Origin of the sequence: Streptomyces sp. NPDC026672 (assembly GCF_040638185.1) — a bacterium.
Lineage (GTDB): Bacteria > Actinomycetota > Actinomycetes > Streptomycetales > Streptomycetaceae > Streptomyces.
Map to the genome: position 1 here is coordinate 169,508 of NZ_JBEZXS010000004.1, position 22,076 is coordinate 191,583.

Here is a 22,076-nt window from a genome sequence, read left to right on the forward strand (position 1 = left end):
CCTAGGCCGCTTTCTTTTCCAGAGCGGCGATGCGTACGCCTTGCGCCGCGACGAGCTTTTCAAGGGCTGCCACCCGGGATTCGAGGGTCGGCGTGGGCGTGGTCGGCGGCGTGGAGGGGCTCCAGTTCGACGCGTGCGCGAGGCGCTCGGCGACGCGCGTGCGGATGGCGGGCATCGTGAAACCCACGGGGTCCGACTTCTGGTTGGACCACTCCAGGTGTCCGATCACGGACTTGGAGCCCCAGCCGTGAGCACGGCACACGGCGGCCGTGGCACGGACGATGGTCTCGACCTGCTTGGTCGGCCACGGGTCCTTGCCGTCGCCCAGGTTTTCGCACTCGAAGCCGTACAGACGGCTGTTGCCGTCGACCGCGCCGGCGTCTCCCTGGCCGAAGCGGGTGGCTGGGGGCTTGGTGGCGTAGGACTCGGCGATCACGGCCTTGAGGACGTCGGGGTCGCCGCCCCCGGCATGGTTGGCGCGGCCCATGCCCACCAGATAGACCACACCGTCCTTGCCGATGACGCCGTGGCAGAGCGGGCCGGGCAGCCCGGTGTAGCCGTCACGGCAGATGGCAACGGTGTTCTGGGTGCCCTTGGTGACGGTGTGGTGGACCACGACTCCGTTGACGGGACCCCAGGCACCCACACTGTCGCGGTTGTGGGTGCGCCAGGAACCGACCTCGACGACGGTGACGCCCTCAGCCCGCAAGGCGTTGAGGAAGGCGGTGGCGGTGAGGGGGGTGGCCATCAGCTCACCACCTTCGGCCAGGCCCACTGGCCCGGGTCCTCGCCTTCGGAGCGGGAAGTCGCCCAGTAGGTGTCGTTGCCGTCCATGAGGACTTGCAGGTTGACCAGGTCGCCGGACCAGACGCGGACGACGACCGCGGGGAAGATCTGCCCTTCGGCGACATCGTTGCCGACGTGCGCGATGGTGCCGTTTTCCTCGGCGTAGGCACCGGACTTGTAGGCGTCCTTGCGGCGCTTGTTGATCCGCTCTGCGTCGTACTGGGTGACGCGGTAGTGGACGGTCCGGCCGATGGTGGGTGAGGCCACTGTGCTCAACTTCCTTACGAGGCGGGGGTGGTGCCCGTGACAGCCGGGCTCGACTTGGCGCCCTCGCCGACCGTGTTCACGGCGGCCACGGTGATGGAGTAGTCCGTGGACGGCGTGTAGCCGGTGAGGGTGGTGGAGGTGGAGCCGGCCGCGACGGTGGCCTTGAGGGTCGTGCCGTCGTAGACCTTGTAGTTGGTCACGGCAGGCTGGGCGCCCGCGGGCGCGGTCCAGGAGACGTCCATGCCGGTCGTGGTCACGTTGTTCACCGCGACGGCAGTGGGGGCGCCGGGGACGGCGTTGGTCTTGCCGGTGATCGCGGTGGACTTCGCCGACTCGCCGACGGAGTTGGTGGCGGTGACCGAGATCGAGTAGTTCTGGCCCGCGGTGTAGCCGGTGACCGTGCCACTCGTGTTGGGGGCGGTGACGTCGCCCTTGTTCGTGGTGCCCTGGTAGAGCGTGTACTTGGTGACCGGCGGGTCCATCGTGATGGCGTTCCACTGGACGGGGACACTCGTGGTGGTCGGCGAGCCGTTGAGGGCCAGTCCGGTGGGCGCTGCCGGGGCGGCCGGGGTGGGGACGGTGCCCGTGAGCGCGTTGGACGGTGTGCCGGTGCCGAGGCTGTTGCCCGCGACCACGGTGAACGAGTACGCCTGGGCGGCCTTGTAGGACAGCGTGACGTGCGGGGCCGTGCCGAGCGGGGCCTGGACGGTGGCGACCTTGCGGGTGCCGTCGTAGACCGCGTAGTAGGTCGGGGCGCCGTTGGCGGAGCCGATGGACGGCGGGACGAGGGTGAGCTTCACCTGGCCGCCGACGATCGGGGACTCGGTGAGCGTCGGTGTGCCGGCCTTGCCCGGAGAGGCGGTGGCCGGAGGGATCTGGCTGCGCAGAACCGGGGAGAACGGGCCGGTGGCGGTGCCGTTGGAGTCGGTGCGTACGGCGCGCACCTTGAGGGCCAGGCGCTGGTCGGGGGTGGTGTAGTTCGGGGTGGTGAAGGTGACGGTCTGAGTGGTGCCGGAGGGCTGGTTGACCTCGCCGAGCTTGACGTCGCCTTCGTTCAGGCCGGGCCGCGCGAGATCCATGGGGACGTCGGTCTCCCGGGAGCTGTTGTCGAAGACCTCGTACTTGGTGACGTTGAGCTGCTTCTGCCAGCGCAGGGTGATGGCGCCGCCGCCGCTGGAGGTGATGACCGGGAGCGGGCCGCCGAACTGAAGGTCGTTGACCGGGCCGGGCGGGATGGTGTTGTGCTGCTGGTCGAAGCCGACGGCCGGGGTGGTGACGGTGAGTTCGTCGGAGGCCGGGCCGTAGACGTTGTCGTGGTTGTACGCCTCGACCGTGACGGTGTACTCCGTCTCCGGCGCGATGCGCGTCCACTGCGGGTGGACGGGGTCGGTGCGGTCCCAGTAGCCGGTGATCAGCGCGTCGGTGTCTCCGCCGGGCACGATGACGTCACCCTCGCCGACGACCGTGACGCGGTGGCCGGCGATGTAGATGTGGTCCAGGCCCCGGGAGCCGAGGTTGTAGCCGCCCTGGTCGGGCAGCGGCGGCAGGGGCGGCATCTTGGAGTGCGCCGCGATCTCACCGATGTTGGAGCGCCAGTAGAGCTGGATCTCACGCGGCTGGACCCGGCCGGCGCCGGTGTCCTCCCCGTCGGCGGTCTTGTACCAGGAGGGCTTCGGGGGGACGACGCTGTCACCGTAGTCGGCCGGCCGGGCGGCGACACGCTCCTCGGCGGTGAGCGGCGGGTTGACGAGAGCGACCGGGCTGCCGGGCTCGCTCGTCAGCGCGCTGTTTGTCTCAAGGTTCCACTTTTCGTTAGCCATTGACGTCGTCGCTTTCCGGAGGGGCCTTCAGAGGCGTGGGCGTGTCAGGGTCGCGGGGAACGGGCGGGGGGTCTTCCGGAACGAATCTCGCGATGAGTCGAATGAGGGCGAGGCCCATAGCGCTGATGAGAATCGAGACGACCTGGGCCGCGACGTCGTTGAGGTTCATGGCCGCTCCCGCAGGTGGCGCAGCCAGGCCGAGAAGGCGACCACACAGACCCCAAAAACCGCGAGGGCATTGGCGATCTGCATGCCCAGGGTCGCGGGCGAATTCATCAGCGACACCGCGCTGAAGGCGAGCAGGTACGCCGCGATCACGCCCATCAGGCGGAGGCTGGAGGACTTCAGCGAGTACACCAGCGACACGAATCCGAGAACCACGCCGATCGAAACGTAGACGAATGCGATCCAGTAAGTGGCGGTGAATTCCTGCGCCTTGACCACGGAGAACGGCGTCGTGGTGCCCTGGGCCTGCCGCAGGGCTGTCGCGGCAACGTACAGGCTCAGTCCCGCGCCGAGGATCTTCTTTGTGATCATCGGCGGGTAAATGAATGCGTGCTGCCTCACGTCACATCCCGAGGTAGAGGTGGGGTGCCGGAGTGGGCACGTAGTTGGGGGTGCTGACCGCACGACCGTCGGGCGTCGCCTTCGTCTGGGCCTCGTGGATGCCGTACCAGACGTCGTCCAGGTCACGGCGGGCGTCGTACGTGGTCGCCTCGACCTCTCCGCCCCGGTCGCGGACGACCTTCTTGTAAGCGCCGTCGGTGAGCCCCTCGTTGACCTCTCCCGTGAGGGAGCGCTGGTTTGCGTAGCTCACTTCGTCCCACCTGCCTTCTTCTTCGGAGCCGCCTTCTTCGCGGCGGTCTTCTTCGCTGCCTTCGCCTTTTCCTTGTTGCGGCGCAGCCAGTTGAGGATTCGAGGCAGGCGCATTACTTCTCACCGAGCTTCCGGACAGCGGGGGCAGCGCGCTTCTTCGACGAGCCCGCCGAGACGCCGGCGCCCATGGTCCGGCCGACAGAAACTCCGGCCGAGAACTCCGAATTGGTGGACGGCGCCTTCGGGGCGTACGCACCCTTGGTGCGCTGGTCCTGGAGATTCGCCTTGCCGTGGGTGACGCCGGTGATGTTGTCGCCCCGGCCGGTTCGGCGGCGGTCGGTGGAACGGGTGGCCTTGGGCATGTCACATCACTCCCAGAGCGGGGTACGAGGTCGCGGAATACCCGGACTGACGCTGGCTGTAATCGACGCGGCTGCCCGGATACACGTCGTCGAGCCGCGCGATGTCGTCGATTCCGGGAACGTGCTGCCGGTACCCGAAGCGGGGCGGCGTGCGGCCGATATTCGGAATGGGAGGCTTGATCCGGCGCGCTGCATCCGGCGGCAGATCGGTCCACTCGCGCAGGTAATTCGTGACCTGCTGCTCCTGGAGCGTCGACCATGGCCGACGCGCATACATGGAGTCCTGGGAAAGCAACGCCCTCACCTCCAGGCCGGCTTGAATCGCATGAGCTGCGCGCGGCGCTGCTCATTGACGGCCGTGAAGGGAGGCGTGACTTCCTGGGTGTACACGCGCTGCGCGGTGGCGAACCGGGCCTGAGTGGCGACGAGCGTTTCCGACTTGCCGTCGTTCACGAGCGGGGAGCCGATGAAGCTGCCACGCTGCGTCCACTTCTCTCCGCGTGCCTGCGCTTCAAGCGCGGCCGTGGGGTTGACGTCGTCGGTCCAGTAGTAGTCGGCCGGGTCGATCCGCTCCCCCTTGTGCACGCCCCTTTGGTAGGAGCGCTGGGTGGCGCGGTTGCCGATCTGATTGAGGAGCCGGTCCTGACGCCGCGTGTTACTGCCGATGGTGCCGAGATAACCGTCGGGGTATTCGGCGCTCGGAACGTGGCCTGTCTCCATCAGCCGCCGGGCGTCGAGAATGTCGCGGGCGCCGGTCATCAGGTAACCGCCGGACCCGCCGGTGTACGTCATCCCGCCGCCGGTACCGGCCTGGTAGGGCGGGTTGTAGGAGAGGTTGGCGTTCGCGCCTGCGCGGTTGGGATAGCTCATGACTTGTTCCACCCCTGGCTGGTCTTGTAGAGGGGGTTGCCGGAGCGGGCCGGGTCGGTGGCGACCTTGTTGACGGACTGGAAGGCGCGGGCGCCCAGGCCGACGGCCAGGCCGCCGTACCGCGCGGTGCGTCCGGCCCAGGCCGGCATCTGGGGTCGGGCCGCGGTGCTGGGCGGCGCGGTGGGCGCGGGCGGCTGGTTGGGCCGGGCCGGGGCGGCGGGCGGCGGGCCAGCAGATGCGGGGCGGGCCGCTGCCGGGGTGGGGCCGACGGTGGGCGGCGCTCCGAAGCGCTGGCCGGCCGCCTGGTAGGCGGCGCGGTTGATAGTCACTGGAGGCCGGGCCGGCGACGGTGCAGAAGCCGCGGGTGCGGGGGTAGGGCCGGGCCAGTGGGTCGGGTTGGGACCGGCGGCTGAGGGAGAGGCGGAGCTGGCCGGAGTGGGGCCGAGCATGCTGATTTCCGGCTGGCTCCAGTTGCTGCGAGCCGGGGCCGGTGCGGGTTGTGCAGGCTCCGGGGCGGGGGTGACTCGCTGGTCGCGGACGGCCGCGTTGCTCATGCCGGGGAGGGCGTGCTGGGCCGTGCGGAACTGGGAGGCGTTGAAGGTTGGCGCGGCCGGCCCCTGCGGGTTGCGGACCTCGTCGGCCTGGAAGAGGGACAACTGCTGGCCCTGCGGCCGGGGGGCCGGTGCGGGGGCCGGGTCCGGCTGCGGGGCGGGGGTGGACCGGTAGGAGCGCATGGCCTGGTCGCCGAACCCGCGAAAGGCGGGCTGGCGGAACTGGCGCGGGTTGAGGTTGGCCATGTCACCTCCAGGTGGAGTTGGCTCCGTGTGCGAACTCGGTGAGGGCCGGGCCGCGGTCGAGTCCGGCGTTGAACGCGAACGAGGAGTCGGCCTGCTGGTCCATGTCCGGGCGGCTGGGGGCCACGGCGAGAGAGCCGTTGGTCGCCGAGCCGGTCAGCGGCAGGGATGCGGTGCGGGGGCTGCTGGGAGAGGTGGCGCCAGTGCTCATGAGCGGGCCCACCCCAGGTCGTCGGCCGGTGCCGAGGAGGGGGCGGGAGCTGCGGCCGGGGCTCCGTCGTGGGACATGGCACGGGCCGCTGCCGAGCCGAACTGCATCGTCGACAGCACCCGTCCGCTGTTGCTGGCTGCGCTGGTACCGGCGCTGATGGCGCCCGAGCTGGCGGCCGAGGTCACGGCGGAGCGGGCGGCAGTGCCGGTGACGGCGCCGACGGCCTCGGTCGCGGCTGCCCTGCCGAGCAGGCCGGCGATGAGCGGCAGCATGGGTCAGCCCGCCTTGTAGCCGGTCGAACCTCCGCTGCGGAAGTTCTCCTGCTCGCCGAACGCGGAGCGCACCTGACGGCTGCTGGTGGTGGCGCAGCAGGGGCAGCCGGGGCCGTGGTAGGAGCGGGCGACGGTGACGACGCCGGCCGGGCCGTAGGTCTCGGAGGCCGAGGTGGTGCGCTGGCTGCGGTTGGACTTGTTCTTCACCGTGGGGTCGGCGCCCTTGGAAAGGCCGGAGCGGGACCGGGAGGTGCCGTTGGTCGGGCGGGCCCAGGTGACGCGGTGCGATTCGCTGCCCATCGTCGGGAATTCGCCCGTGTTGAGGCTGCTGACGACGTTCGTCTTGCCTCGGTTGGGCGGGGTCCAGTGCTGGCTCATGTTCTCCTCCGCGCGGCGGTCGGGGCCCTGGAGATGCTGAACATGAGTGCTGTACGAATTGGTGGTGAGCGGGCCTGCTCTCGGGAGTTTAGGTCTCCGTAGTTTTCGGCGAATATTTCACGAGCCCATGACGCGGATCGCGATGCCGAGAAGTTCCCCTTCGGGAGACTTGCTGCGGAAGAAGGTGATCTCCTCGGTCAGAGTGGTGCCGAACGACGAGACAAATGACTGCGCGATCGGGATGGCCTTGACTGACTGGTTGATGGCACCGGCGCCCACCGCCTTCAAGACGACCTGGTGTCCGGCCTTGATGGCGTGGGCGATGGCGGAGCCGAGTTCAGGCGGTGGTGTCGTCGACTTGACGCGGAATTCCTTGTCGGAGACCGCATCGGGCTGAGTCTGCACGATGATTGCTCCCTGCATTAGAGCTGATGCAGGGAGCGTATGTGCGCGGAATTACTTCCGGTTATGCCGCCTTTTTCGACCGGGCCGGCTTCGGGTTGAGCAGGGAGTCGATGACTTCCTGCTGGAACTTCAGCTCCAGGGGCTGCTCGGCCTCCAAGTCGGCCGCGATGCGGGCCAAGGCGTAGGCGTCGGCCGCATCATGGCTGGAGGACTCGTGCTTCCAGCGCATGTACACGGCGAGCATCATCTTGTCCTTGTCGGCCCGGCCGCTGCCGGTGACGAACTTCTTCACCGTGGTCGGCGCGACAGCACGCAGCAGATGCGGGGGAAAGGTCTGCACGAGGGCCAGGCGCATGACGCCGCCCAGCTCGCCCAGCTCCTCCCTGCGGAACTTCGAGCCGTAGGCGTAGCCCTCGAAGCACACCTGGCCGACGGTGCCCTCCTGGCGCAGGTACATGAAGTGCTCGCGCAGGATGTTGTGGACGTAGCCCAGGCGCTGCGGGCCGGTGCCGGCTTTGGCCGGGGAGAAGTCGTAGACGTGCTCGGTGGCGATGTTGGTGGAGGGGCTGAAGGAGACGACCGCGCAGCCGGAGTAGGACTGGTCGATGCCGATGTAGATGCGGGGCATCAGACCCCCCACCGGTGGGCGCGGGTCTCGGTGTCACGGCTGTTCTGCCGACGGCTGAGATCTCGGGAACAGAAGCTGCCGCGGGCTTCGGCATTCCTGTGGACCATGTCGAGGGCCTCGCACAGGCTGAGGGCCGCGACATGTTTCTCTTCGTCGGCCTGGACCCGGGAGTCAGCCGCGGCAGCGGCCTTCCTGCCTGCGACCGTCTTCTCCATGGACGCGTTCAGGGAAGCGGTGGCCAGGGAGTGGTTGAGGTTCTGCTTCGCGGCCTTCTCGTTCGCGCGGGCCTCGACCAGGCGCGCGGCTGCGTACGCGGTCCAGGAGACGTACTGGCCGTAGAGGACCATCAGCTCCTGGTCGGTCAGCTCCGTGATGTCGAGTGGCAGAGCGGGGAGGTAGCCGTCGGGGCGCTCTTCCTTCTCGAAGCCCATCGTTTCGAGTTCGTCCCAGAGACGTTCGGCGGCGGTGGTCACTTCTGCTCCTTGAATTCCAGGCACGAGGCGCAGCCGATACGGCCGTTGATGTTGCAGTGAGGTGCGACGTCGGCGGCGACGCAGTCGACGATTGCGGCAGCGGCTTCGATGAGCGGCTCGGAGTAGCTCTCGTCATAGGTGACGGTGAAAGACTTCGTCTCCTGGGTGTTTTTGAAGTCGTAGAAAAAGATGGTGCGGTCGACTTCGAGATCCTCGAAATGCACGCCGAGGTACATGTAGAGCTGGGTCTGGCGCACGGCGGAAGGCAGCGGCCGGCGGAAGTCGCGCCACAACCGGGTGAGATCGGGCAGCTTTCCGAACTCGTCCGTTTCGACCGTGTAGCGCTCAAGGAATTCCGGGCGCTCGAAGCGCAGCGATCCGAGCCCGAGGGTCTTGATCTCGATGAGCGCGTTGTCGTGCGGGCTGTAGCCGTCCGCCTTGCCCCCGATACGCAGAGGGTGAGCGTTGAGGGGTACTTCGGCGTACTCGATGCACCGGCGGGAGGCAGAGCAGAGCTGGCAGCAGGTCGGCGTCTCGTCGTCCCAGAACACCTGGTCGCAGGCCCGGCAGTGCCAGTCGCCTGCCAGGCGGCCCATCTCGGTGAGCCACCGCTGCCACTTCGTATGGGTCTCGTGCCCCTCCTGGAAGATGTTCTCGCGGGTGAAGCTCGTCTTCCTGCGGTCGGCTGGCTCGACTTCCAGGCGGAGGCGGTGGAACGCGGCGAGGTGGCACCAGTCCGGCTTGACCATCTCGCTCGGGTGGAGGACGTCCTGGCGCCGGCCGGAGGGCTTGAGGGCCTTTTCCAGGACGTGCTTTTGCACGTCCCCGTAGAGAGGCTCCATGCTCTTGGCCGCGTTGAGGTATTCGGTGAGCGCGTGTCCGCCCTTTACGACGCGGCTGGCCACTGGGTCTCCTCGTTGCTCGGTGATTCTGTTTCTCCGGGGGCGTGCCAGATCCAGCGCTCGGGCATTCCGGGGTACCGCATGCGCATATCCAGGCGGTCCTTGGCGTTCATGCCGCCCCAGATGCCGAAGTTCTCCTTGTTGAACATGGCGACGCGGAGGCATTCCGTGCGGCGGGGGCAGACCCTGCCGTCGTAGGTGCCGTTACAGATGTCGAGCGCGAGGGCTTCGTCCTCGAAGAACACGTCGCGATTGCGCGTCGGGGTGAGGGATGCGTCGCGGCACTTTGCCTCTCCCCGGTGATGTGATTCGCTCCAGTTGGGTGCGTTGACGACGGCGCGAATTCCCATCACGTGCCCTCCTCGCGTTCAATGAGGCGCAGGAACGTTTCTCTGGAGAGGACGACCCAGGTGCGACCCCGCATTTCGATGGCGAAGGCCATGTCGCGAAGGTCGAGGAGGGCGTTCTTCTCGGCATTGATCAGGTCGCGGTGGGTGAGGGAGAAGCTGGCCGCGGCCGTGGTCTTGCATTCGATGGACCACTGCTGATTGCGGACGTCGTTCTTGACCGCCCAGCCATTTCCACTTCCGGCGACGGTGGTCCCGCCGATGTCCTTGGCGAACTTCTTCTCCTGGGTACGAGAGGATTTGATTCGGCGGTCCATCAGTCCTCGCTCCGGATCGCGGCCATCACGTCGGCGCTGAGCTGCTGCTGGAGGTCGAGGTCTTCCCGCATGGCGGCGGCCATTTTCTTGTCGCCGTGCCACTGGTAGTCGGCGTACTTGTACCAACTGCCGTCGAGGCGAATGAGGCCGTGGTAGATGCCCTGGGTGATGAGCTGCGAAGCGAGGTCGTATTCGCCCGCGTAGATTCCCGTCGAGCTGTTGGCGAAGTAGAAGCGGAGCGTGGCTACTTGCTGCGGGGCGGCTGCCTTCGACTTGAGAGTCTTGGCTTTGATGACCTGGCCGACGCGTATCGATCCGCCGGCGGGGCGCTTCTCGTCGATCCATTCCGTGCGGGAGACTTCCAAGCGCGTGTAGTACGCGTAGTTCTTGGCTTTTCCGCCGGGAGAGGTTTTCGGGGTGCCGCCCGCCGGAGCCCAGGCACCGATCTGGTCTCTGAACTGGTTGACGATCAGGGCCAGCAGCGGTCGTTCCTGCTCGACGAGGCTGCGGCGGGTCGCCTGCCCGACCTTCCGGAAGAACTTGCCGGTCACCCTGGCCCCGGACGCCATGGTCGCCTCGTCCATGTCCTTGGCGTCCTCGTCGAGTGCGACCAGCGCCGGGTAGGAGTCGAGCACGACAGCGTCCACGGCCCGCGACTCAGCCGCCTTGATCATTTCGGCGTACGCGTCTTCCATCGCGTTCGTCTCGAAGACGATGACGCGGTCCACATCGACTCCGAGAGTCGTGGCCCATTCGTGGTCGTAGCCTTCTGCGGCGACCCAGAACGTCGTGAACTCCGGATTCTGCTGTTGATTCGCGGCGATGGTCTTGTGGACGATCGTTGTCTTCCCGGAGCTTTCGCTGCCCAGGATTTCGTTCCACTGGTTACCTGGCCACCCTCCCCCGAGCATTACGTCGAGAGAGAGTGACCCGGAAGGGAATCGGGGAACGGCAGGCATCTTGGACGCAAGAACTACCGAGCCGGCGCCGTACTTCTTGTTGATCCGCGCCATGAGAGCGCGGGTCTCATCACTGAGCGGCATTCCCAAACCGTATGAAACGGAAAAAATACCGCACAGGGCCAAATGGGTGGCCTATTTTTAGATGTCCTTACACCCGGCTGGCTCATCGTCGGTGCCGAGGCAGACGTGCGTCCAAGCGGGCTCGGCGCCGTCAGGGCCGATGCTGGCCGCCGGAATGCGGGGCGTTTCCGCCGGGGCATCGCTTGCGCTTTCCCCGAAGAAAATCATGTACAGGCCGACGGCGATGAGGCTGACGCCGGCGACAAGAAGTGCGGCACGCATGGGATCTCCTTGGACGAGTGGGTGCCTGGGAAGAACTCAGAGCCGGCCGATGATGGTCTGCGGGTTGTAGCCGCTGCCCTTGGCCTGGTGCAGCGAGACCTTCTGTGGAGCCGAGCTGTTGTTGGCGATGGCGACGCCCTGGGTGGAGTTCTGGACGGGCCACCCACAGTCGAAGCACTGGGCCATGGAGTTGGGCGTCGCCCGCCAGTAGTGCTCGCCCTGGCAGGACGGGCACCGCTCCGACTGCTTGGCGGACTGGGCGCGCTCGGTCTGGTACTCGCGCTGCACCTGCTGGGGATCGCTCCGGGGGGCGGCCGGCGGAGTCTCGGGCCGGACGTACGTGGGGTGGGCCCACCACGGCGTCCCGGCCGGGGTGAGGCCGGCCTGCTGGCGAGGCTGGGGCTGGCCAGCCTGGGCCTCGCGGAACTTGTTCAGCCAGAAGTCACTGCTCATGAGTCCTCTCCGATTTTCAGCGTTCCGTTTTCCAGAAGGTGAGAGATAACCGCGGTACAGGCGGTACGGCTGACGAAGTTGAACATCGCCATCGAGCGTTCGTCGATGTCCCTTCCGTCGCCGCTCAGATGGGTCAGTCGGCAGAGGACATTCGCTGCGACATCGGCGTGCGAAAGTGCCTCGTATGCCACCGGCATGAATTGTTCGATCCGCTGGTGGGACTGGATGTGTTCAACCTCGTCCACGTCCGGGCCGGCCGGGACCAGTCCGAGCATTAGGCACACCTCGTCGAAGTCGCGGCACGCGACAATGTCGCGGAGCATTCCACGGAATACTGCGGGTGCTGAGGTCTCGATGTCTGGCATGGTTCCAGCCTAGGTCGTGGAATTATTTCGCTTCAGACCAGCGGTGGCAGATTTTTACGTCCGTGGTGACAGGCACGGAGAGGAGCTGCATTCCCTCGCCCGCCATTGCCTCGTGCAGCACCTTGGCGCCTTCCTCGGCGATATCGGCCGGGCACATGGCAGCGATCTCGTCATGCACGGTGAGCAGGATCTGCATGTCCGGCAGCAGGCTCTTGTGCAGGCGCACCAGGGCGAGCTTCGTGATGTCCGCGTTCGATCCCTGAATGTGGGAATTCACGACCTGGCGCTCTGCCTTGGCCCGGAGGCCCCGGTCGTACGACAAGAGGTCCGGCAGGCGCCGCTTCCGGCCGAGCAGGGTGCGCAGGTAGGGCTCCGGCCGGCGGGACCTGACGGTGCGCAGGAGCTTGCGCTTGTAGGCGTAGACCTCGGGGAACTGCTTCTCGTGCGTCGCGAGGATCTGCTTGGCCCGGCGCAGGGTTGTGTGCGACATGTCCGCGACCTTCTGCGGCCCCGCGCCATAATTGATGGCGAATGCGATGGCCTTGGCTACTTGCCGCATTTGCTTGGTGACGTCTTCGGGCGCGACGCCGAATACGGCTGCGGCCGTCGCGGTGTGGGCGTCCACTCCGTCCCAAAACCCTTGCCAGAGTGCGCCCTTGCCCGCGAAATGCGCGAGGATGCGCTGCTCGATCTGAGCGTAGTCCGCGACCAGGAGGACGAACCCGGGAAGCGGGTCGACCAGGTCGCGGATGGCCTTCCCCCACTCAGTGTCGGCGCGCGGCCAGTTCTGGATATTGGGGGTGGAGGCGCTGAACCTCCCGGTCACCGTGCCGTATTGCTTGAGCATCGGGTAGATGCGCCCGTTGAAGATCTGGGTCGGTTTTTCCTCGCCGTCGCCCAGGTACCCCTCGACATACGTGGACAGGATTTTGCTGACGTCCTGGTAGCCGAGGAGGGCGCTGACGAAGTTGTTGCGGCCTTTGTAGGGCTCCAGGGCTTCGGCGTCCGTGGACGGAGCGCCCTTCTTGGTCAGCTTCCGGGGCTTGAGACCCTGCTCCTCGTAGAGGATCTTCTGTTTCTGCGGGGTCGAGTTGATGTTGAAGACCTTGCCGGCGGCCCGGTAGACCTCGGCTTCGGCATGCTCCATCTCGGCGCGCAGCCGGGTGCGCAGTTCCCTGAGCGCGTGGATGTCGATGGGGACGCCGCGGCCCATGTGGAGCAGGCAGTGCAGGACGTCCATCTCCAGGGCCCACATGTCGTCCAGGCCCTCGGCCGTGATCTTCGGCCGCATGTCTTTCCAGTGGAGCCAGGTGGTACGGCCGTCGAGCCACGCGTACTCCTGGACCTGGCCGAAAGGGTGTTTCTCGACGCACTTGCCGGTGTTGTCGTGGTCGTAGTCGAGCCCGTAGCGCTCGCGGTCCAGTGGCTTGAGGCCCAGGAGCCGGTTCTCGTCGAGCAGCCAGGCGGCGACGATGGTGTCCCCGTAGGGCGGGGGCGGAAAGCCGCGGCCAGGGAAGTACTTCGCGACACTCAAGAGGTCGAACGGGGCGTTATGGGCGACCTTGACGCGGTCGGAGAAGAAGAGGTTCTCCAGCGCGCCGAATACCTGTGAGGGCCGGAGCTGTTTCGGGGGCTCGTCGAACAGAGCCGGAAGGTGCTCCCACTCGCCGGTCTGCTTGTTCTTCCTGCGGGTGGCTTTCCGCAGAAGGTTGTAGCCGTTGGGGTGGCCGAGCGGGATGACCGAGCAGGCGCCATCAGTGGACAGGGAAAGCCACGTGACTTCGTTGACGGCCGGCACGCCGCGGTGCGGTCCGACGGTCTCGACGTCGAATGCGAATCCGTCGCGCCCCTCGAAGTACTCGATGACGTCGTGGAGTTGGTCGGTCGTGGTGACGAGCTGGTGCACGGAACGTCCCCTGGATCGGAGAAGCAGCCCGCCCCGGGGTGTGGGTCCTCACCCGGGGCGGGCGGTCGGCGGGGGTTGGGCTCAGCCCTCCATGACGAGGTCGACGACCTCCTGCATGGCGTCCTCGTCGAGCTTCTCCTTCACGACGTCGCCCCACTGATGGGCCTCGGCCAGGAACGTCTCCAGGGCCTCGTCGGTGAGGGGCTCGACGTCGTACTCCTCGTACAGATCGCGCTCCTTGACGCGCTCCAGGGTGTACTCGACCGACTTCTTCTTCTGTTCCTTCTTGATCGTGAAGTACAGATCGCCCCGGTTCAGCGGGCCGCGCTTGCCGTCCGTCGCGATGTCCTTGAGCTGCCGGGCGATCTTGATGCCGGCCTCCCAGATCTTCATGACGGGAGTGTCGGGGTCCTCCAGGCTGATGACGTCGAAGCAGGCGCTGAACCGCTTGGCCTTGTCCCCGACCACGCAGAGCGGGCAGTCGGGTGTGCCCCAGCAGCGCACCGACTTCGAGCCGTCCTCGATCTCCTCGATCCAGTGGGAGTTGTACACGTCGAAGGGGCCGTCCCCGAGAATCTTGATGACGGTGGCCTCCTCCGTGACCTTGAGGTACATGTCGCTGCCGGAGGCGGACGCCGTCTTGTCCATGGCGTCCCAGCCCGCCATCTGGGTCGGGCCGCCGGCGCCGGTGGCTACGACGCGGCCAGAGATGGCCTCGCGCTTGCCGACCTCGAACCCGGCCTGCTCGGTCTTGGACGTAGTGGCGGGAAGCTGGCGGCGACGACGGCCGTACGTGCGGGATTCGGGCATGGTCTAGCTCCAGTCCTGAATGGGTTCGGGGAGTGCCGCACGCGTCTGGATGAACAGTTCGCGGCAGCGCTCAGGGAAATTCGTCTGCGAGATGAAGCGCTGCGTCTGGGAGAGGACGCCCTCTTCGAAGGCGATGAGGACGACGCCCTCGATCTGGCGCCTGGTGTAGAGGCGCCGTCGGCCGTTCCTGGAATCCGAGTTGTAGATCCAAGTCGCCCCAGGGAAAAGGCCGTTGGCTTCCCACTTGTAGATCGTCTTCGGGGCTCGGCCGAGTGCATTCGCAAGGTGGGAGATGGCGAAGAATTCCCGGTGGAAGCCGGAGATCTTCTTGTAGACGGGGTCCTCGTCCCAGCGGGCGTCTCCGCCCGGATAGCCCTGCGTGGGGTGGGCGGCACCGATGGGGCGGCTGGTGCCCGGGTAGACGTCCAGAGGCTGGCGAGGGGGGACGATGCCGTTCACGTCGTCAGTCCCCGGAAGGCGAACGTTTCCTTCTGGACCATGATCTGGTCCATGTCCTCCTCGGACAGCTCGCCCTCCTGGAGGAGGACGTACAACTCGTCCGCGTCCAGCGTGGGGACCGGGGGGAAGGCGCGACGGTAGACCTGGTCCCCGCGTCCCTTGGTGATCCGCTCGGCCGCCTCCAGGTCGGCCACGATGGACACGCGACGCTCCCGCTTGATGCGGATGTACTCGCTGTCGCCGACCGGAATGGGGAAAGGGAGATCGATGTACTGAGATCCCTTGTGGTCTGCGTATCCGCGCGACTGGACCGCGGCCACCACCTTGTCGCGGAGTTTGTTCATCCGCGAGGTGAGTTCTGTCTGCTGTGCCTTGAGTACGGCCCATTCCCGGAAGGTCGGAATGACCGGGTCGAACGGGACGGGCTTCGATTCGGGTTCCGGTGAGGCCGTGCTGTCGATGTTCTCTTCGGGCACGTTTGCTCCCAGGGCGGTGCTCGGGGGAAGGAGCTACTCGGAATGCTCCGGTCCGAAAACCCTACGAGTCTGAAAAATCGCGGCCAATCGGCCAAACGAGTGCCTCAGCCAACATTTTCGATGTGCTCGGCGAGTGACTCGATGTCCATGTCCAGGGCGCCGGCGCCGGTTCCGTCGACCACGGCCTGAGACAGTTTCTGACGCAATGCGAGCGTGGCCTGCACGCGTTCCTCAATGGTCTCCTCGACCACGAGATTGGTGACGTGGACGCGGTCGAATTTCGACGAGGCCCGGACATGCCGGGTGTTTCGCTGAGAGAGGACGCCGTTCGAGTAGGGCAGGTCGTAGTTCACCAGGTACTGGGCCTCGGGGAGGTCGAGCCCGTAACCGCCCGCATTTGTGGAGATGAACAGCCGGCATTCCGGGTCGGTCTTGAAGCGGGCCAGGACGGCGGCCTTCTCGTCGGAGTTGAGCTGCCCGTGGAACAGGACCATCCCGCCGTGCTTGTCCAGCCGCTCCGACAGGTAGGGCAGCATCTTCCGGTAGTCGGTGAAAATCGCGGCCTTGGTGCCAGGCTCGGCGAGCATAGTGCCCACCAGGTCGTCCAGTACGGCGAGCTTCGGCGCCGCGTGGAGGTCCGGCAGGTCGTAGCGGCCCGCGGCGAACTCGGCGGCGTACTGCGAACCGCCTGTGCCCTCGTGGAACGCCACCGCGGAGTCCATCAGGAGCTGCGGGTGGTCCAGCAGGAGCCGGGCCGCCTGGAGGCGGGCCATGAGCTTGCCCTGGGCGCCGAAGGCCCCGTCCGGTTTGATGCCGGCGTAGTAGGCCGCCAGGTCGAAGTCGCCGCCGGCCTCGGCCAGCTCGTCCATCGCGGCCTGGAGGTCGGCGAGGATGGCCTTGTAGATGGACCTCGTGGTCTTGTCGAGCTGCACGTGCCGGGTGGTCTCGGTGACGGCGGGCAGGTACTTCGCGACCTCGGGGTCCAGCCTGGATTTCCGGATCATCGCGCGGCTCAGGTTCTTGTGGAGCAGCCCGAGGTTCTTGTAGGAGGAGACCCCGCCGAAGAAGTTGCGGTTGATGTAGGACTTCTCGAACAGGTCCCAGCGGCCCAGGATTTGGGTGTTGACCCATTCCATGATGCTGAAGACTTCCTCGGGCCTGTTCTCAACCGGCGTGCCGGTCAGAGCAATTCGGATCGGGGGCCGGAGTTTCTTGACACGTTTGGTGGTCTGGGCCGAGAAATTCTTGATCGCGCTGGCCTCGTCGAGCACGAGCGCGTCGGCCGGCAGGGCGCACAGCTCCTTCCAGTCGTGCAGGACGGAGCCGTAGGACACGATCACGTAGTCCGCGTGGTGCGCGGCCTGCCACTGCCGTCGGCGCTGCTTGGGGGTGCCGTTGATGACGGCGCACACGTCCTCGGTCGGTACGACCAGGTCCATGCCGCGCAGCGTGATGGTGCGGGTGGGGGTGTCGGTGAATCTCGCCAGGGCCTGTGCCCACTGCCACTTCAGGCTGGAGGGCACCATGATCACGCACTGGCGGATGTCTCCCCGGCCGAAGAGTTCTTCGAGGGCTGCGATGGTGAGCACGGTCTTGCCGGTGCCCATGGAGTAGGCGACGAGGATGCGTCGGTCGGACAGGACGCGGTCGACGGCCTCGTACTGGTACGGGAACAGTTGTCCGGTGAACATCAACGCCTCCTGCGCCAGGGGTGGTGGGCGTTCTCGTACGCGGAAAGCGCGTCGGCGTCGCTCATGTCCCCGAGGTCTTTCGCTGGGGTGTGGCTGTAGTCGAGGAATTTCATGGGGAGTCCACGCGGCCTCCAGCGGCCGTGGATTTTGTCCCGGGATGTGCGGCCGGCCACGTCGTTGTCGAGGCCGAGAACGAGATTTCGGCAGCGAGCTTTCAGGAGCCGCATCTGTGCTTCGGAGACGTACGCACCGAAGCTGGAGAAGGCGCCGGGTATCCCGAGCGCGTGAGCCCGGACGGTGTCGAGCGGGGATTCCAGGAGCAGAGCGGTTTCGCCGCGCCAGGTCAGGTCGCCGAAGAGCGTGAGCGACTTGTGGATGCCCGCGGGGTAGTTGCGGAAGAACCGCTTGCCTTTCTCCTGCCAGCCCCACAGCTCCCTGGTGAACGGGTCGCGGATGGGGAGAATCCAGCGCCGCGTCTCGGGGTCCCACAGAACGCCGAAGTCCCGGCATGCCTCGGGTGTGACGCCGCGCCGCTCGCACGCCCTGGTCGGCGGTGGGACGAACAGCGCCAGGGATGCCTCGTTGACGCGGGCGGTTTCCGCGGCTTCGGGGGCCGGGCCGTTGTCCTCGACGGTGCGGTACACACCATGGCGGGCGATCCACTGGAACGCCTCGATGCGGTTGTAGCCGAGGCCGTCTTCCACGAGTTCGATGAAGGGCCCGGCGTACCCGCAGGAGAAGCAGTGGAACAGGCCGGTCGTACCGTTGACGGAGAAGCTCGGCCGACGGTCCTGCTTCCCGGTGAGGGCCAGGTGCGCGGGGCACCGGGCGAGATACTCCGTTGAGTCGGGCTTGCTCAACTCCCGTAGTACGTCGATTCCCAGGGCGCGCAGGGCGCTGGGAATGTCGTGCGGGACCGGGTTGGCGAAGGCTGCCAGGCTGTCCCAGAAGTCAGTAGGGGAGGTCGGCTTCAACTTCGGCCTCCTCGAACTGCGGGGGCTCCCAGGAGATGGAGATCAGGTGCTCCTGGGGCGGGGCATTCCGGCTCGCCAGGACTTTCATGCGGTAAATGAAGTCCTCGTCCGTCGCTTCCATGCCGACGACAAGGTCCGCGTCCTGGCCCCACGCGGACGTGTAGCCGAGGCTGTTCACGGTCAGGCCCTTGGCGCCGACCTTGTGCGAGAGGCTCTGCGTGGTGACGACCACGGGAATGTCGTTGTTCAGTGCGAGCCGTTTGAGCCCCCGGGAAATATTCGTGAGGGCGATCGGCGTCTGTGATTCGCGGCTGATTTCGTCGAACAGGAAATACGCGCCGTCCACGAAAATCACGCTCGGCGAGAGCTGGTCGATCTTCGTCTGGAGCCCAGCGATGGTCATGGCGCCAGCCCGGTCCTCGGTGACGATGTACGGCTGCTCGCCGAGGGGATCGGTGAGGGCGGCTTCGAGCTGGCGCCACTCCTTCGCGGAGATCTGGCCGGTCTGGAGCTTCTTGGGGTTGACCCTGGCGAGGAACCCGTCCAGCCTCCTGGCGATCTCCTGGTAGGGCATCTCGAAGCTGACGAGGAGCGGCTTGGCGCCGAAGTCGTACGCTGACCGCGTCATCCCGAGCATGACCGTGGTCTTGCAGGACTTGGCCAGGCCGGTGAGGACGATCATCTGCTGGGGCTGGATGCCGAGGGTGGCTGCGTCGAGGAACTTGAAACCCGTGGGGATGCCCAACAGCTCGCCGGGGTTGTCGCGGGCCTGGCGGTAGACGTCCAGGCGCTGGGCACCGGTGGCCGCGTAGTCGACCTCGCGGGAGCCGACGGCCGCGGTGGTCGCCTGCGCGAGCATCATCCGCAGCAGCGGCAGGGCGGCCTCCGAGCCGCCCCTGTCGAGGGCCTCGCCGACGGCGCCCATGCCGAGGTCGATGATGGTGCGGCGGCGCTGTTCGTGCAGTTCCCGCAGCAAGTATTCGATCGGTCCCGAACTGTCCTCGCTGAAAGGGAAGTTGGGGTGATCGCGGTGGATCACCTCCGGGGTGGGCGGCTCTCCGAAGTCCGCCTTGAAGGCGAGGATGGACGAGAAGACCTTGCGGGTCTCGGGGTCCAGGAAGTGGTCGGTGGTGATCCCGCCGGCCTGACCGACGACCGTGTCCAGGTCCCCGGTCAGGGCGACGTAGGAGATGACCTCCTCCTCGATGCTGGTCACACGATCTCCAGCAGCGTGAGAGGACCCACTTCCTCTTCGAGGTCGCCGATCGCGACGGGGCCCATGCAGTCGTCGTCCACAACGGGCTCGACGGTGATGCGCGGCAGTTCGTCGTCCTGGAACGTGACGACCACGGCCCAGCCCACGAGCGGGAGGCAGTCGTAGCCGCGCACCCCGATCTCGGACTCGAAGCGTGCCGTCTTGCCGACCTTGTCCGGGATGAGCTGAACGGTTTCGCGGCGGAAGGCGCCCGGCGGGAGGTAGTCCGTCATCAGGAGGAACCGCCCTGCGGGAGAGGGCGGGCTGTCCGGGTGGAGAGCCCGTGCCGGATTGAAGGAACGTTTCCTCTATCGGCGAGGTCGCGGAGGATCTTGCGGATGGCCTCCATGCCCTTGGGGGTGACGTAGACCGTGTACGTGGTCCTGGCCCCGCCGTCCTCGCCCATCCGCGTGTAGACGCGAGTGGCCAGCAGCCCGGCATCCGCGATTTTCGCGGTGACGTCGTAGTACGAATCCCGGTAGGCGTTGCGGTGCCGGAAGATCCATCCCTTCTCCACGAGCAGGAGACGCAGGCCCTTTTCCTTGATCCCGAGCAGTTTCGCGGCCTCACGGACCAGGAGGAACTTGTCGCTCGCGAAATAGGTGTCGGCGGCTTCGACCTTCGGCGCGGCGGCTTCGAGTTCCTTCTTGGCCGCTTCGAGTTCCTCCCACTGCTGCGCGGCCAGGAGCAGCGCGTCGCCGAAGGTCTTGGGGGTGTCGAACGCCGGCCGGTCGGCGCCGTAGCCGCCGGTGCGCCGGATCTCCGGCAGGACTTCGCCAGTGATCCATTTCTTGAATGCCCTGGCCTCAGCCTTCCGGCTGCGGAGCACCATCGAGTACAGGCCGGACTCGTTGATGACCGACATGCGCTGGTCACCGCCGGGGGTGCTCACAGTCTGAGCACCCTTTTCGTCGTCGTCGAGGCCGCGCAGAGCGGCGTCGGGCCGCTCCATTTCGAGGACGTTGCACACGTCGCGGGCGACCCACCAGGGGGCGCCGTCGACCATGAGCACCCTCACGCGCTTGTTGGTCTCGGGAAATACGAGGGGGATGGCGTCGATGCCCATTTACAGGACCTCTCGCATGAGTTCGGGTGCTTGCGGGGGGACCAGGAATCCCTTGGGGCCGTACAGCAGGTTGTGTTCCGGGAAGCCGTGGAAGATCCGCGCGACGTCGTCGAGCAGGGCGATGAGCCGGCTCATGTCCCGGGGCTGTGAGACGACCAGCCGGGTGTGGGGCACGTGCTCCCGGTCCAGGCGTTCCGCGAGTGCGCCGACGGCCGCGACGGGCAGGTAGGTGACGACCGCGACGCGCTGGTCCGCCTCCCACAGGTCCCACAGGGCCTGGACGGCTGCCTGGTTGGTCTCGTAGAGGGCCAGGGCCGCCCGCGGCCGGTGCCAGCGCAGCCGGCTGTGGAAGCGCTTCACGCTGTACCGGGTGGTGGGGACGCCGAGCAGTCCTTCCCAGACCACGTAGACCTCGGCGGGCAGCGGCGCGTCGTCGAGGTCCCCGCCGATCACTGGTCACCTCGCCGGTAGGACTCGCCGGTGAAGATCTGCCGGCGGGTGCACTGGTCCATGAAGGAGCGCAAGGGCTTGGAGTACCGGGCGGCCCAGTCGTCGCCGGAGAGGTTCGTGGTGATGAGTGTCGGCCGGCCCTCGTCGTATCGCTGCCGCAGCAGGCGCTCCAGGGTGTCCTCGGCGAACTTCGAGTCCGTGCTGTGCTCGTGGCCGACGTCGTCGAGCAGGACCACGTCGGCCCACTGAACGCGTTCGACGGCGTACTGCCAGCGGGAGATCTGCTCGGGATCTACGTTTTGATCCGCACGAACAAGTTTTCGCTCGCGCTCGATGTGGTCGCTGTAGCGGGCGCAGTACACGGTGAGGCCGTACCGCCTGCGCAGCTCGCACAGGACCGCGGCGGCCAGGGTTGTCTTTCCGGTCCCGGGCTGGCCGGCGAACAGCAGGCCCAGCCCGTAGACATTGGGGCTGGTCGGCAGGCCGCGCCAGTTCTTGGACTGCTGCGCGCGGTAGCCGTTGACGAAGTGCCGGGCCTTTTTGACGGCTTCCGCCTGGCCGCCCATTTCCTCGACGTCGTTGAAGGTCAGGCCCCTCAAGCGCGGCGGGATTCCGGTCCCGACCCACCGGGCCTTCTCGGGGTCCATACGCGTGGTGATCATCAGGCGCTCTCCCAGGAGGAGGTGAAGGCGTTGTCCGCGGCCGGGTCGTTCTGGGCGGGCTGCTCCCAGGTGCGGTACTCCTCGTCGGTGACGGTGAGGCCGGTGCCTCGCAGATCCCGAAGGAGTTGGTAGCGGCGCCACTTGAAGTCCCAGACGTACGGTTTGTTGGGGCTGCGGCCGGCGAGGTGGCTGACGTAGAGGTCGACCAGGGCGCGGCAGTCGTCGGGGCTCAGGCGGGCCTCGCGCCGCAGCTCGGAGAAGACCGCGACGAGGGCCTGGCGGTTGCCGATCTCCAGGCCGCCGGACCAGCTCAGGGGCGGGCAGGCGGCGGTGAAGTAGTCGGCCAGGCCCGGGATGCTGTCCGGCCCGTACTGGCGGCCCCTGGAGCGCCGTGAGCGACGCTGGCCATGCTCAGGTGGAGTCCAGGAGGTCTGGGGCGCTGCGGGAGTCTCCTGGTCGCCTCGGAGCATCCTCTGGACGATGGCCGTGGCGTCGAGTTCGGCGTCGGGGTCGTGAATGCTTTTGCGAGCCATTTCTTCTCCTGGCTGTGTGGCGGG

At 66.9% G+C, this 22,076-nt stretch carries 34 protein-coding genes; all 34 read right to left on the reverse strand.

Going from position 1 to position 22,076, the window contains the following annotated elements; translation table 11 throughout:
* Window position 1 precedes the first annotated feature (1 nt).
* Window positions 2–748: a peptidoglycan recognition family protein gene (locus AB0F77_RS05640; protein ID WP_361941933.1), complete on the reverse strand. Its 747-nt coding sequence runs from the start codon at window positions 746–748 to the stop codon at window positions 2–4.
* Window positions 748–1,053 (reverse strand): hypothetical protein, encoded by a 306-nt coding sequence (locus tag AB0F77_RS05645; protein ID WP_361941936.1) that lies wholly within the window; start codon window positions 1,051–1,053, stop codon window positions 748–750. Before AB0F77_RS05645 ends, AB0F77_RS05640 begins: the two co-directional genes overlap by 1 nt.
* A 14-nt stretch (window positions 1,054–1,067) precedes the next feature.
* A complete protein-coding gene (locus AB0F77_RS05650; RefSeq protein ID WP_361941939.1) occupies window positions 1,068–2,873 on the reverse strand; it encodes a fibronectin type III domain-containing protein in 1,806 nt (601 codons plus the stop codon).
* Window positions 2,874–3,038: 165 nt separating this feature from the next.
* A complete protein-coding gene (locus tag AB0F77_RS05655) occupies window positions 3,039–3,440 on the reverse strand; it encodes a hypothetical protein (protein WP_361941942.1) in 402 nt (133 codons plus the stop codon).
* 1 nt (window position 3,441) lies between these two features.
* Window positions 3,442–3,690 (reverse strand): hypothetical protein, encoded by a 249-nt coding sequence (locus AB0F77_RS05660; protein ID WP_361941945.1) that lies wholly within the window; start codon window positions 3,688–3,690, stop codon window positions 3,442–3,444.
* Window positions 3,691–3,802: 112 nt separating this feature from the next.
* Window positions 3,803–4,051 (reverse strand): hypothetical protein, encoded by a 249-nt coding sequence (locus AB0F77_RS05665; RefSeq protein ID WP_361941949.1) that lies wholly within the window; start codon window positions 4,049–4,051, stop codon window positions 3,803–3,805.
* 1 nt (window position 4,052) lies between these two features.
* A complete protein-coding gene (locus AB0F77_RS05670) occupies window positions 4,053–4,346 on the reverse strand; it encodes a hypothetical protein (protein WP_361941952.1) in 294 nt (97 codons plus the stop codon).
* 5 nt (window positions 4,347–4,351) lie between these two features.
* The gene (locus AB0F77_RS05675; RefSeq protein WP_361941955.1) at window positions 4,352–4,921 is read right to left on the reverse strand and encodes a hypothetical protein; all 570 of its coding nucleotides are present in this window, start codon (window positions 4,919–4,921) and stop codon (window positions 4,352–4,354) included.
* On the reverse strand, window positions 4,918–5,718 hold the full coding sequence (locus AB0F77_RS05680; RefSeq protein ID WP_361941958.1) for a hypothetical protein: 801 nt from the start codon (window positions 5,716–5,718) through the stop codon (window positions 4,918–4,920). The genes AB0F77_RS05675 and AB0F77_RS05680 overlap by 4 nt, the downstream gene beginning before the upstream one ends.
* Before the next feature lies 1 nt (window position 5,719).
* A complete protein-coding gene (locus AB0F77_RS05685; RefSeq protein WP_361941961.1) occupies window positions 5,720–5,926 on the reverse strand; it encodes a hypothetical protein in 207 nt (68 codons plus the stop codon).
* The gene (locus AB0F77_RS05690; RefSeq protein ID WP_361941964.1) at window positions 5,923–6,198 is read right to left on the reverse strand and encodes a hypothetical protein; all 276 of its coding nucleotides are present in this window, start codon (window positions 6,196–6,198) and stop codon (window positions 5,923–5,925) included. Before AB0F77_RS05690 ends, AB0F77_RS05685 begins: the two co-directional genes overlap by 4 nt.
* 3 nt (window positions 6,199–6,201) lie before the next feature.
* Window positions 6,202–6,576, reverse strand: coding sequence for a hypothetical protein (locus AB0F77_RS05695; RefSeq protein WP_361941967.1), 375 nt, complete (start codon window positions 6,574–6,576; stop codon window positions 6,202–6,204).
* Window positions 6,577–6,693: 117 nt separating this feature from the next.
* Window positions 6,694–6,981 carry a stage V sporulation protein S gene (locus AB0F77_RS05700; protein ID WP_361941970.1) on the reverse strand — a complete coding sequence of 96 codons (288 nt, stop codon included), beginning with the start codon at window positions 6,979–6,981 and terminating at the stop codon, window positions 6,694–6,696.
* A 61-nt stretch (window positions 6,982–7,042) separates the two neighbouring features.
* Complete coding sequence (locus AB0F77_RS05705; protein WP_361941973.1) at window positions 7,043–7,609, reverse strand: crossover junction endodeoxyribonuclease RuvC; 567 nt, start codon at window positions 7,607–7,609, stop codon at window positions 7,043–7,045.
* Window positions 7,609–8,082, reverse strand: coding sequence for a hypothetical protein (locus AB0F77_RS05710; protein WP_361941976.1), 474 nt, complete (start codon window positions 8,080–8,082; stop codon window positions 7,609–7,611). Before AB0F77_RS05710 ends, AB0F77_RS05705 begins: the two co-directional genes overlap by 1 nt.
* On the reverse strand, window positions 8,079–8,987 hold the full coding sequence (locus tag AB0F77_RS05715) for a hypothetical protein (RefSeq protein WP_361941979.1): 909 nt from the start codon (window positions 8,985–8,987) through the stop codon (window positions 8,079–8,081). The genes AB0F77_RS05710 and AB0F77_RS05715 overlap by 4 nt, the downstream gene beginning before the upstream one ends.
* The gene (locus AB0F77_RS05720; protein WP_361941982.1) at window positions 8,969–9,334 is read right to left on the reverse strand and encodes a WhiB family transcriptional regulator; all 366 of its coding nucleotides are present in this window, start codon (window positions 9,332–9,334) and stop codon (window positions 8,969–8,971) included. Before AB0F77_RS05720 ends, AB0F77_RS05715 begins: the two co-directional genes overlap by 19 nt.
* Window positions 9,334–9,648, reverse strand: coding sequence for a hypothetical protein (locus AB0F77_RS05725; protein ID WP_361941985.1), 315 nt, complete (start codon window positions 9,646–9,648; stop codon window positions 9,334–9,336). Before AB0F77_RS05725 ends, AB0F77_RS05720 begins: the two co-directional genes overlap by 1 nt.
* Window positions 9,648–10,691, reverse strand: a complete 1,044-nt coding sequence (locus tag AB0F77_RS05730) for a hypothetical protein (protein WP_361941988.1) — start codon at window positions 10,689–10,691, stop codon at window positions 9,648–9,650. Before AB0F77_RS05730 ends, AB0F77_RS05725 begins: the two co-directional genes overlap by 1 nt.
* A 57-nt stretch (window positions 10,692–10,748) precedes the next feature.
* Window positions 10,749–10,952 (reverse strand): hypothetical protein, encoded by a 204-nt coding sequence (locus tag AB0F77_RS05735; RefSeq protein ID WP_361941991.1) that lies wholly within the window; start codon window positions 10,950–10,952, stop codon window positions 10,749–10,751.
* A 36-nt stretch (window positions 10,953–10,988) separates the two neighbouring features.
* Entirely contained in the window at window positions 10,989–11,405 is a 417-nt protein-coding gene (locus AB0F77_RS05740; protein ID WP_361941994.1) for a hypothetical protein, read from the reverse strand.
* Entirely contained in the window at window positions 11,402–11,770 is a 369-nt protein-coding gene (locus tag AB0F77_RS05745) for a hypothetical protein (RefSeq protein WP_361941998.1), read from the reverse strand. The genes AB0F77_RS05740 and AB0F77_RS05745 overlap by 4 nt, the downstream gene beginning before the upstream one ends.
* 22 nt (window positions 11,771–11,792) lie before the next feature.
* The gene (locus AB0F77_RS05750; protein ID WP_361942001.1) at window positions 11,793–13,676 is read right to left on the reverse strand and encodes a DNA polymerase; all 1,884 of its coding nucleotides are present in this window, start codon (window positions 13,674–13,676) and stop codon (window positions 11,793–11,795) included.
* 81 nt (window positions 13,677–13,757) lie between these two features.
* The gene (locus tag AB0F77_RS05755) at window positions 13,758–14,486 is read right to left on the reverse strand and encodes a hypothetical protein (RefSeq protein WP_361942004.1); all 729 of its coding nucleotides are present in this window, start codon (window positions 14,484–14,486) and stop codon (window positions 13,758–13,760) included.
* 3 nt (window positions 14,487–14,489) lie between these two features.
* On the reverse strand, window positions 14,490–14,945 hold the full coding sequence (locus AB0F77_RS05760) for a hypothetical protein (RefSeq protein WP_361942007.1): 456 nt from the start codon (window positions 14,943–14,945) through the stop codon (window positions 14,490–14,492).
* Window positions 14,942–15,421 carry a hypothetical protein gene (locus tag AB0F77_RS05765; protein WP_361942010.1) on the reverse strand — a complete coding sequence of 160 codons (480 nt, stop codon included), beginning with the start codon at window positions 15,419–15,421 and terminating at the stop codon, window positions 14,942–14,944. Before AB0F77_RS05765 ends, AB0F77_RS05760 begins: the two co-directional genes overlap by 4 nt.
* A gap of 104 nt (window positions 15,422–15,525) precedes the next feature.
* Window positions 15,526–17,112: a DEAD/DEAH box helicase gene (locus AB0F77_RS05770; protein ID WP_361942013.1), complete on the reverse strand. Its 1,587-nt coding sequence runs from the start codon at window positions 17,110–17,112 to the stop codon at window positions 15,526–15,528.
* Window positions 17,112–18,086 (reverse strand): CHC2 zinc finger domain-containing protein, encoded by a 975-nt coding sequence (locus tag AB0F77_RS05775; protein ID WP_361942016.1) that lies wholly within the window; start codon window positions 18,084–18,086, stop codon window positions 17,112–17,114. The genes AB0F77_RS05770 and AB0F77_RS05775 overlap by 1 nt, the downstream gene beginning before the upstream one ends.
* Entirely contained in the window at window positions 18,064–19,302 is a 1,239-nt protein-coding gene (locus AB0F77_RS05780; RefSeq protein ID WP_361942019.1) for a DnaB-like helicase C-terminal domain-containing protein, read from the reverse strand. Before AB0F77_RS05780 ends, AB0F77_RS05775 begins: the two co-directional genes overlap by 23 nt.
* The gene (locus AB0F77_RS05785) at window positions 19,299–19,574 is read right to left on the reverse strand and encodes a hypothetical protein (protein WP_361942022.1); all 276 of its coding nucleotides are present in this window, start codon (window positions 19,572–19,574) and stop codon (window positions 19,299–19,301) included. Before AB0F77_RS05785 ends, AB0F77_RS05780 begins: the two co-directional genes overlap by 4 nt.
* On the reverse strand, window positions 19,574–20,407 hold the full coding sequence (locus AB0F77_RS05790) for a BRO family protein (RefSeq protein WP_361942025.1): 834 nt from the start codon (window positions 20,405–20,407) through the stop codon (window positions 19,574–19,576). Before AB0F77_RS05790 ends, AB0F77_RS05785 begins: the two co-directional genes overlap by 1 nt.
* A complete protein-coding gene (locus tag AB0F77_RS05795; RefSeq protein WP_361942028.1) occupies window positions 20,408–20,860 on the reverse strand; it encodes a hypothetical protein in 453 nt (150 codons plus the stop codon).
* The gene (locus tag AB0F77_RS05800) at window positions 20,857–21,519 is read right to left on the reverse strand and encodes an ATP-binding protein (protein ID WP_361942031.1); all 663 of its coding nucleotides are present in this window, start codon (window positions 21,517–21,519) and stop codon (window positions 20,857–20,859) included. The genes AB0F77_RS05795 and AB0F77_RS05800 overlap by 4 nt, the downstream gene beginning before the upstream one ends.
* Window positions 21,519–22,052: a hypothetical protein gene (locus tag AB0F77_RS05805; RefSeq protein ID WP_361942033.1), complete on the reverse strand. Its 534-nt coding sequence runs from the start codon at window positions 22,050–22,052 to the stop codon at window positions 21,519–21,521. The genes AB0F77_RS05800 and AB0F77_RS05805 overlap by 1 nt, the downstream gene beginning before the upstream one ends.
* Between the last annotated feature and the right edge of the window lie 24 nt (window positions 22,053–22,076).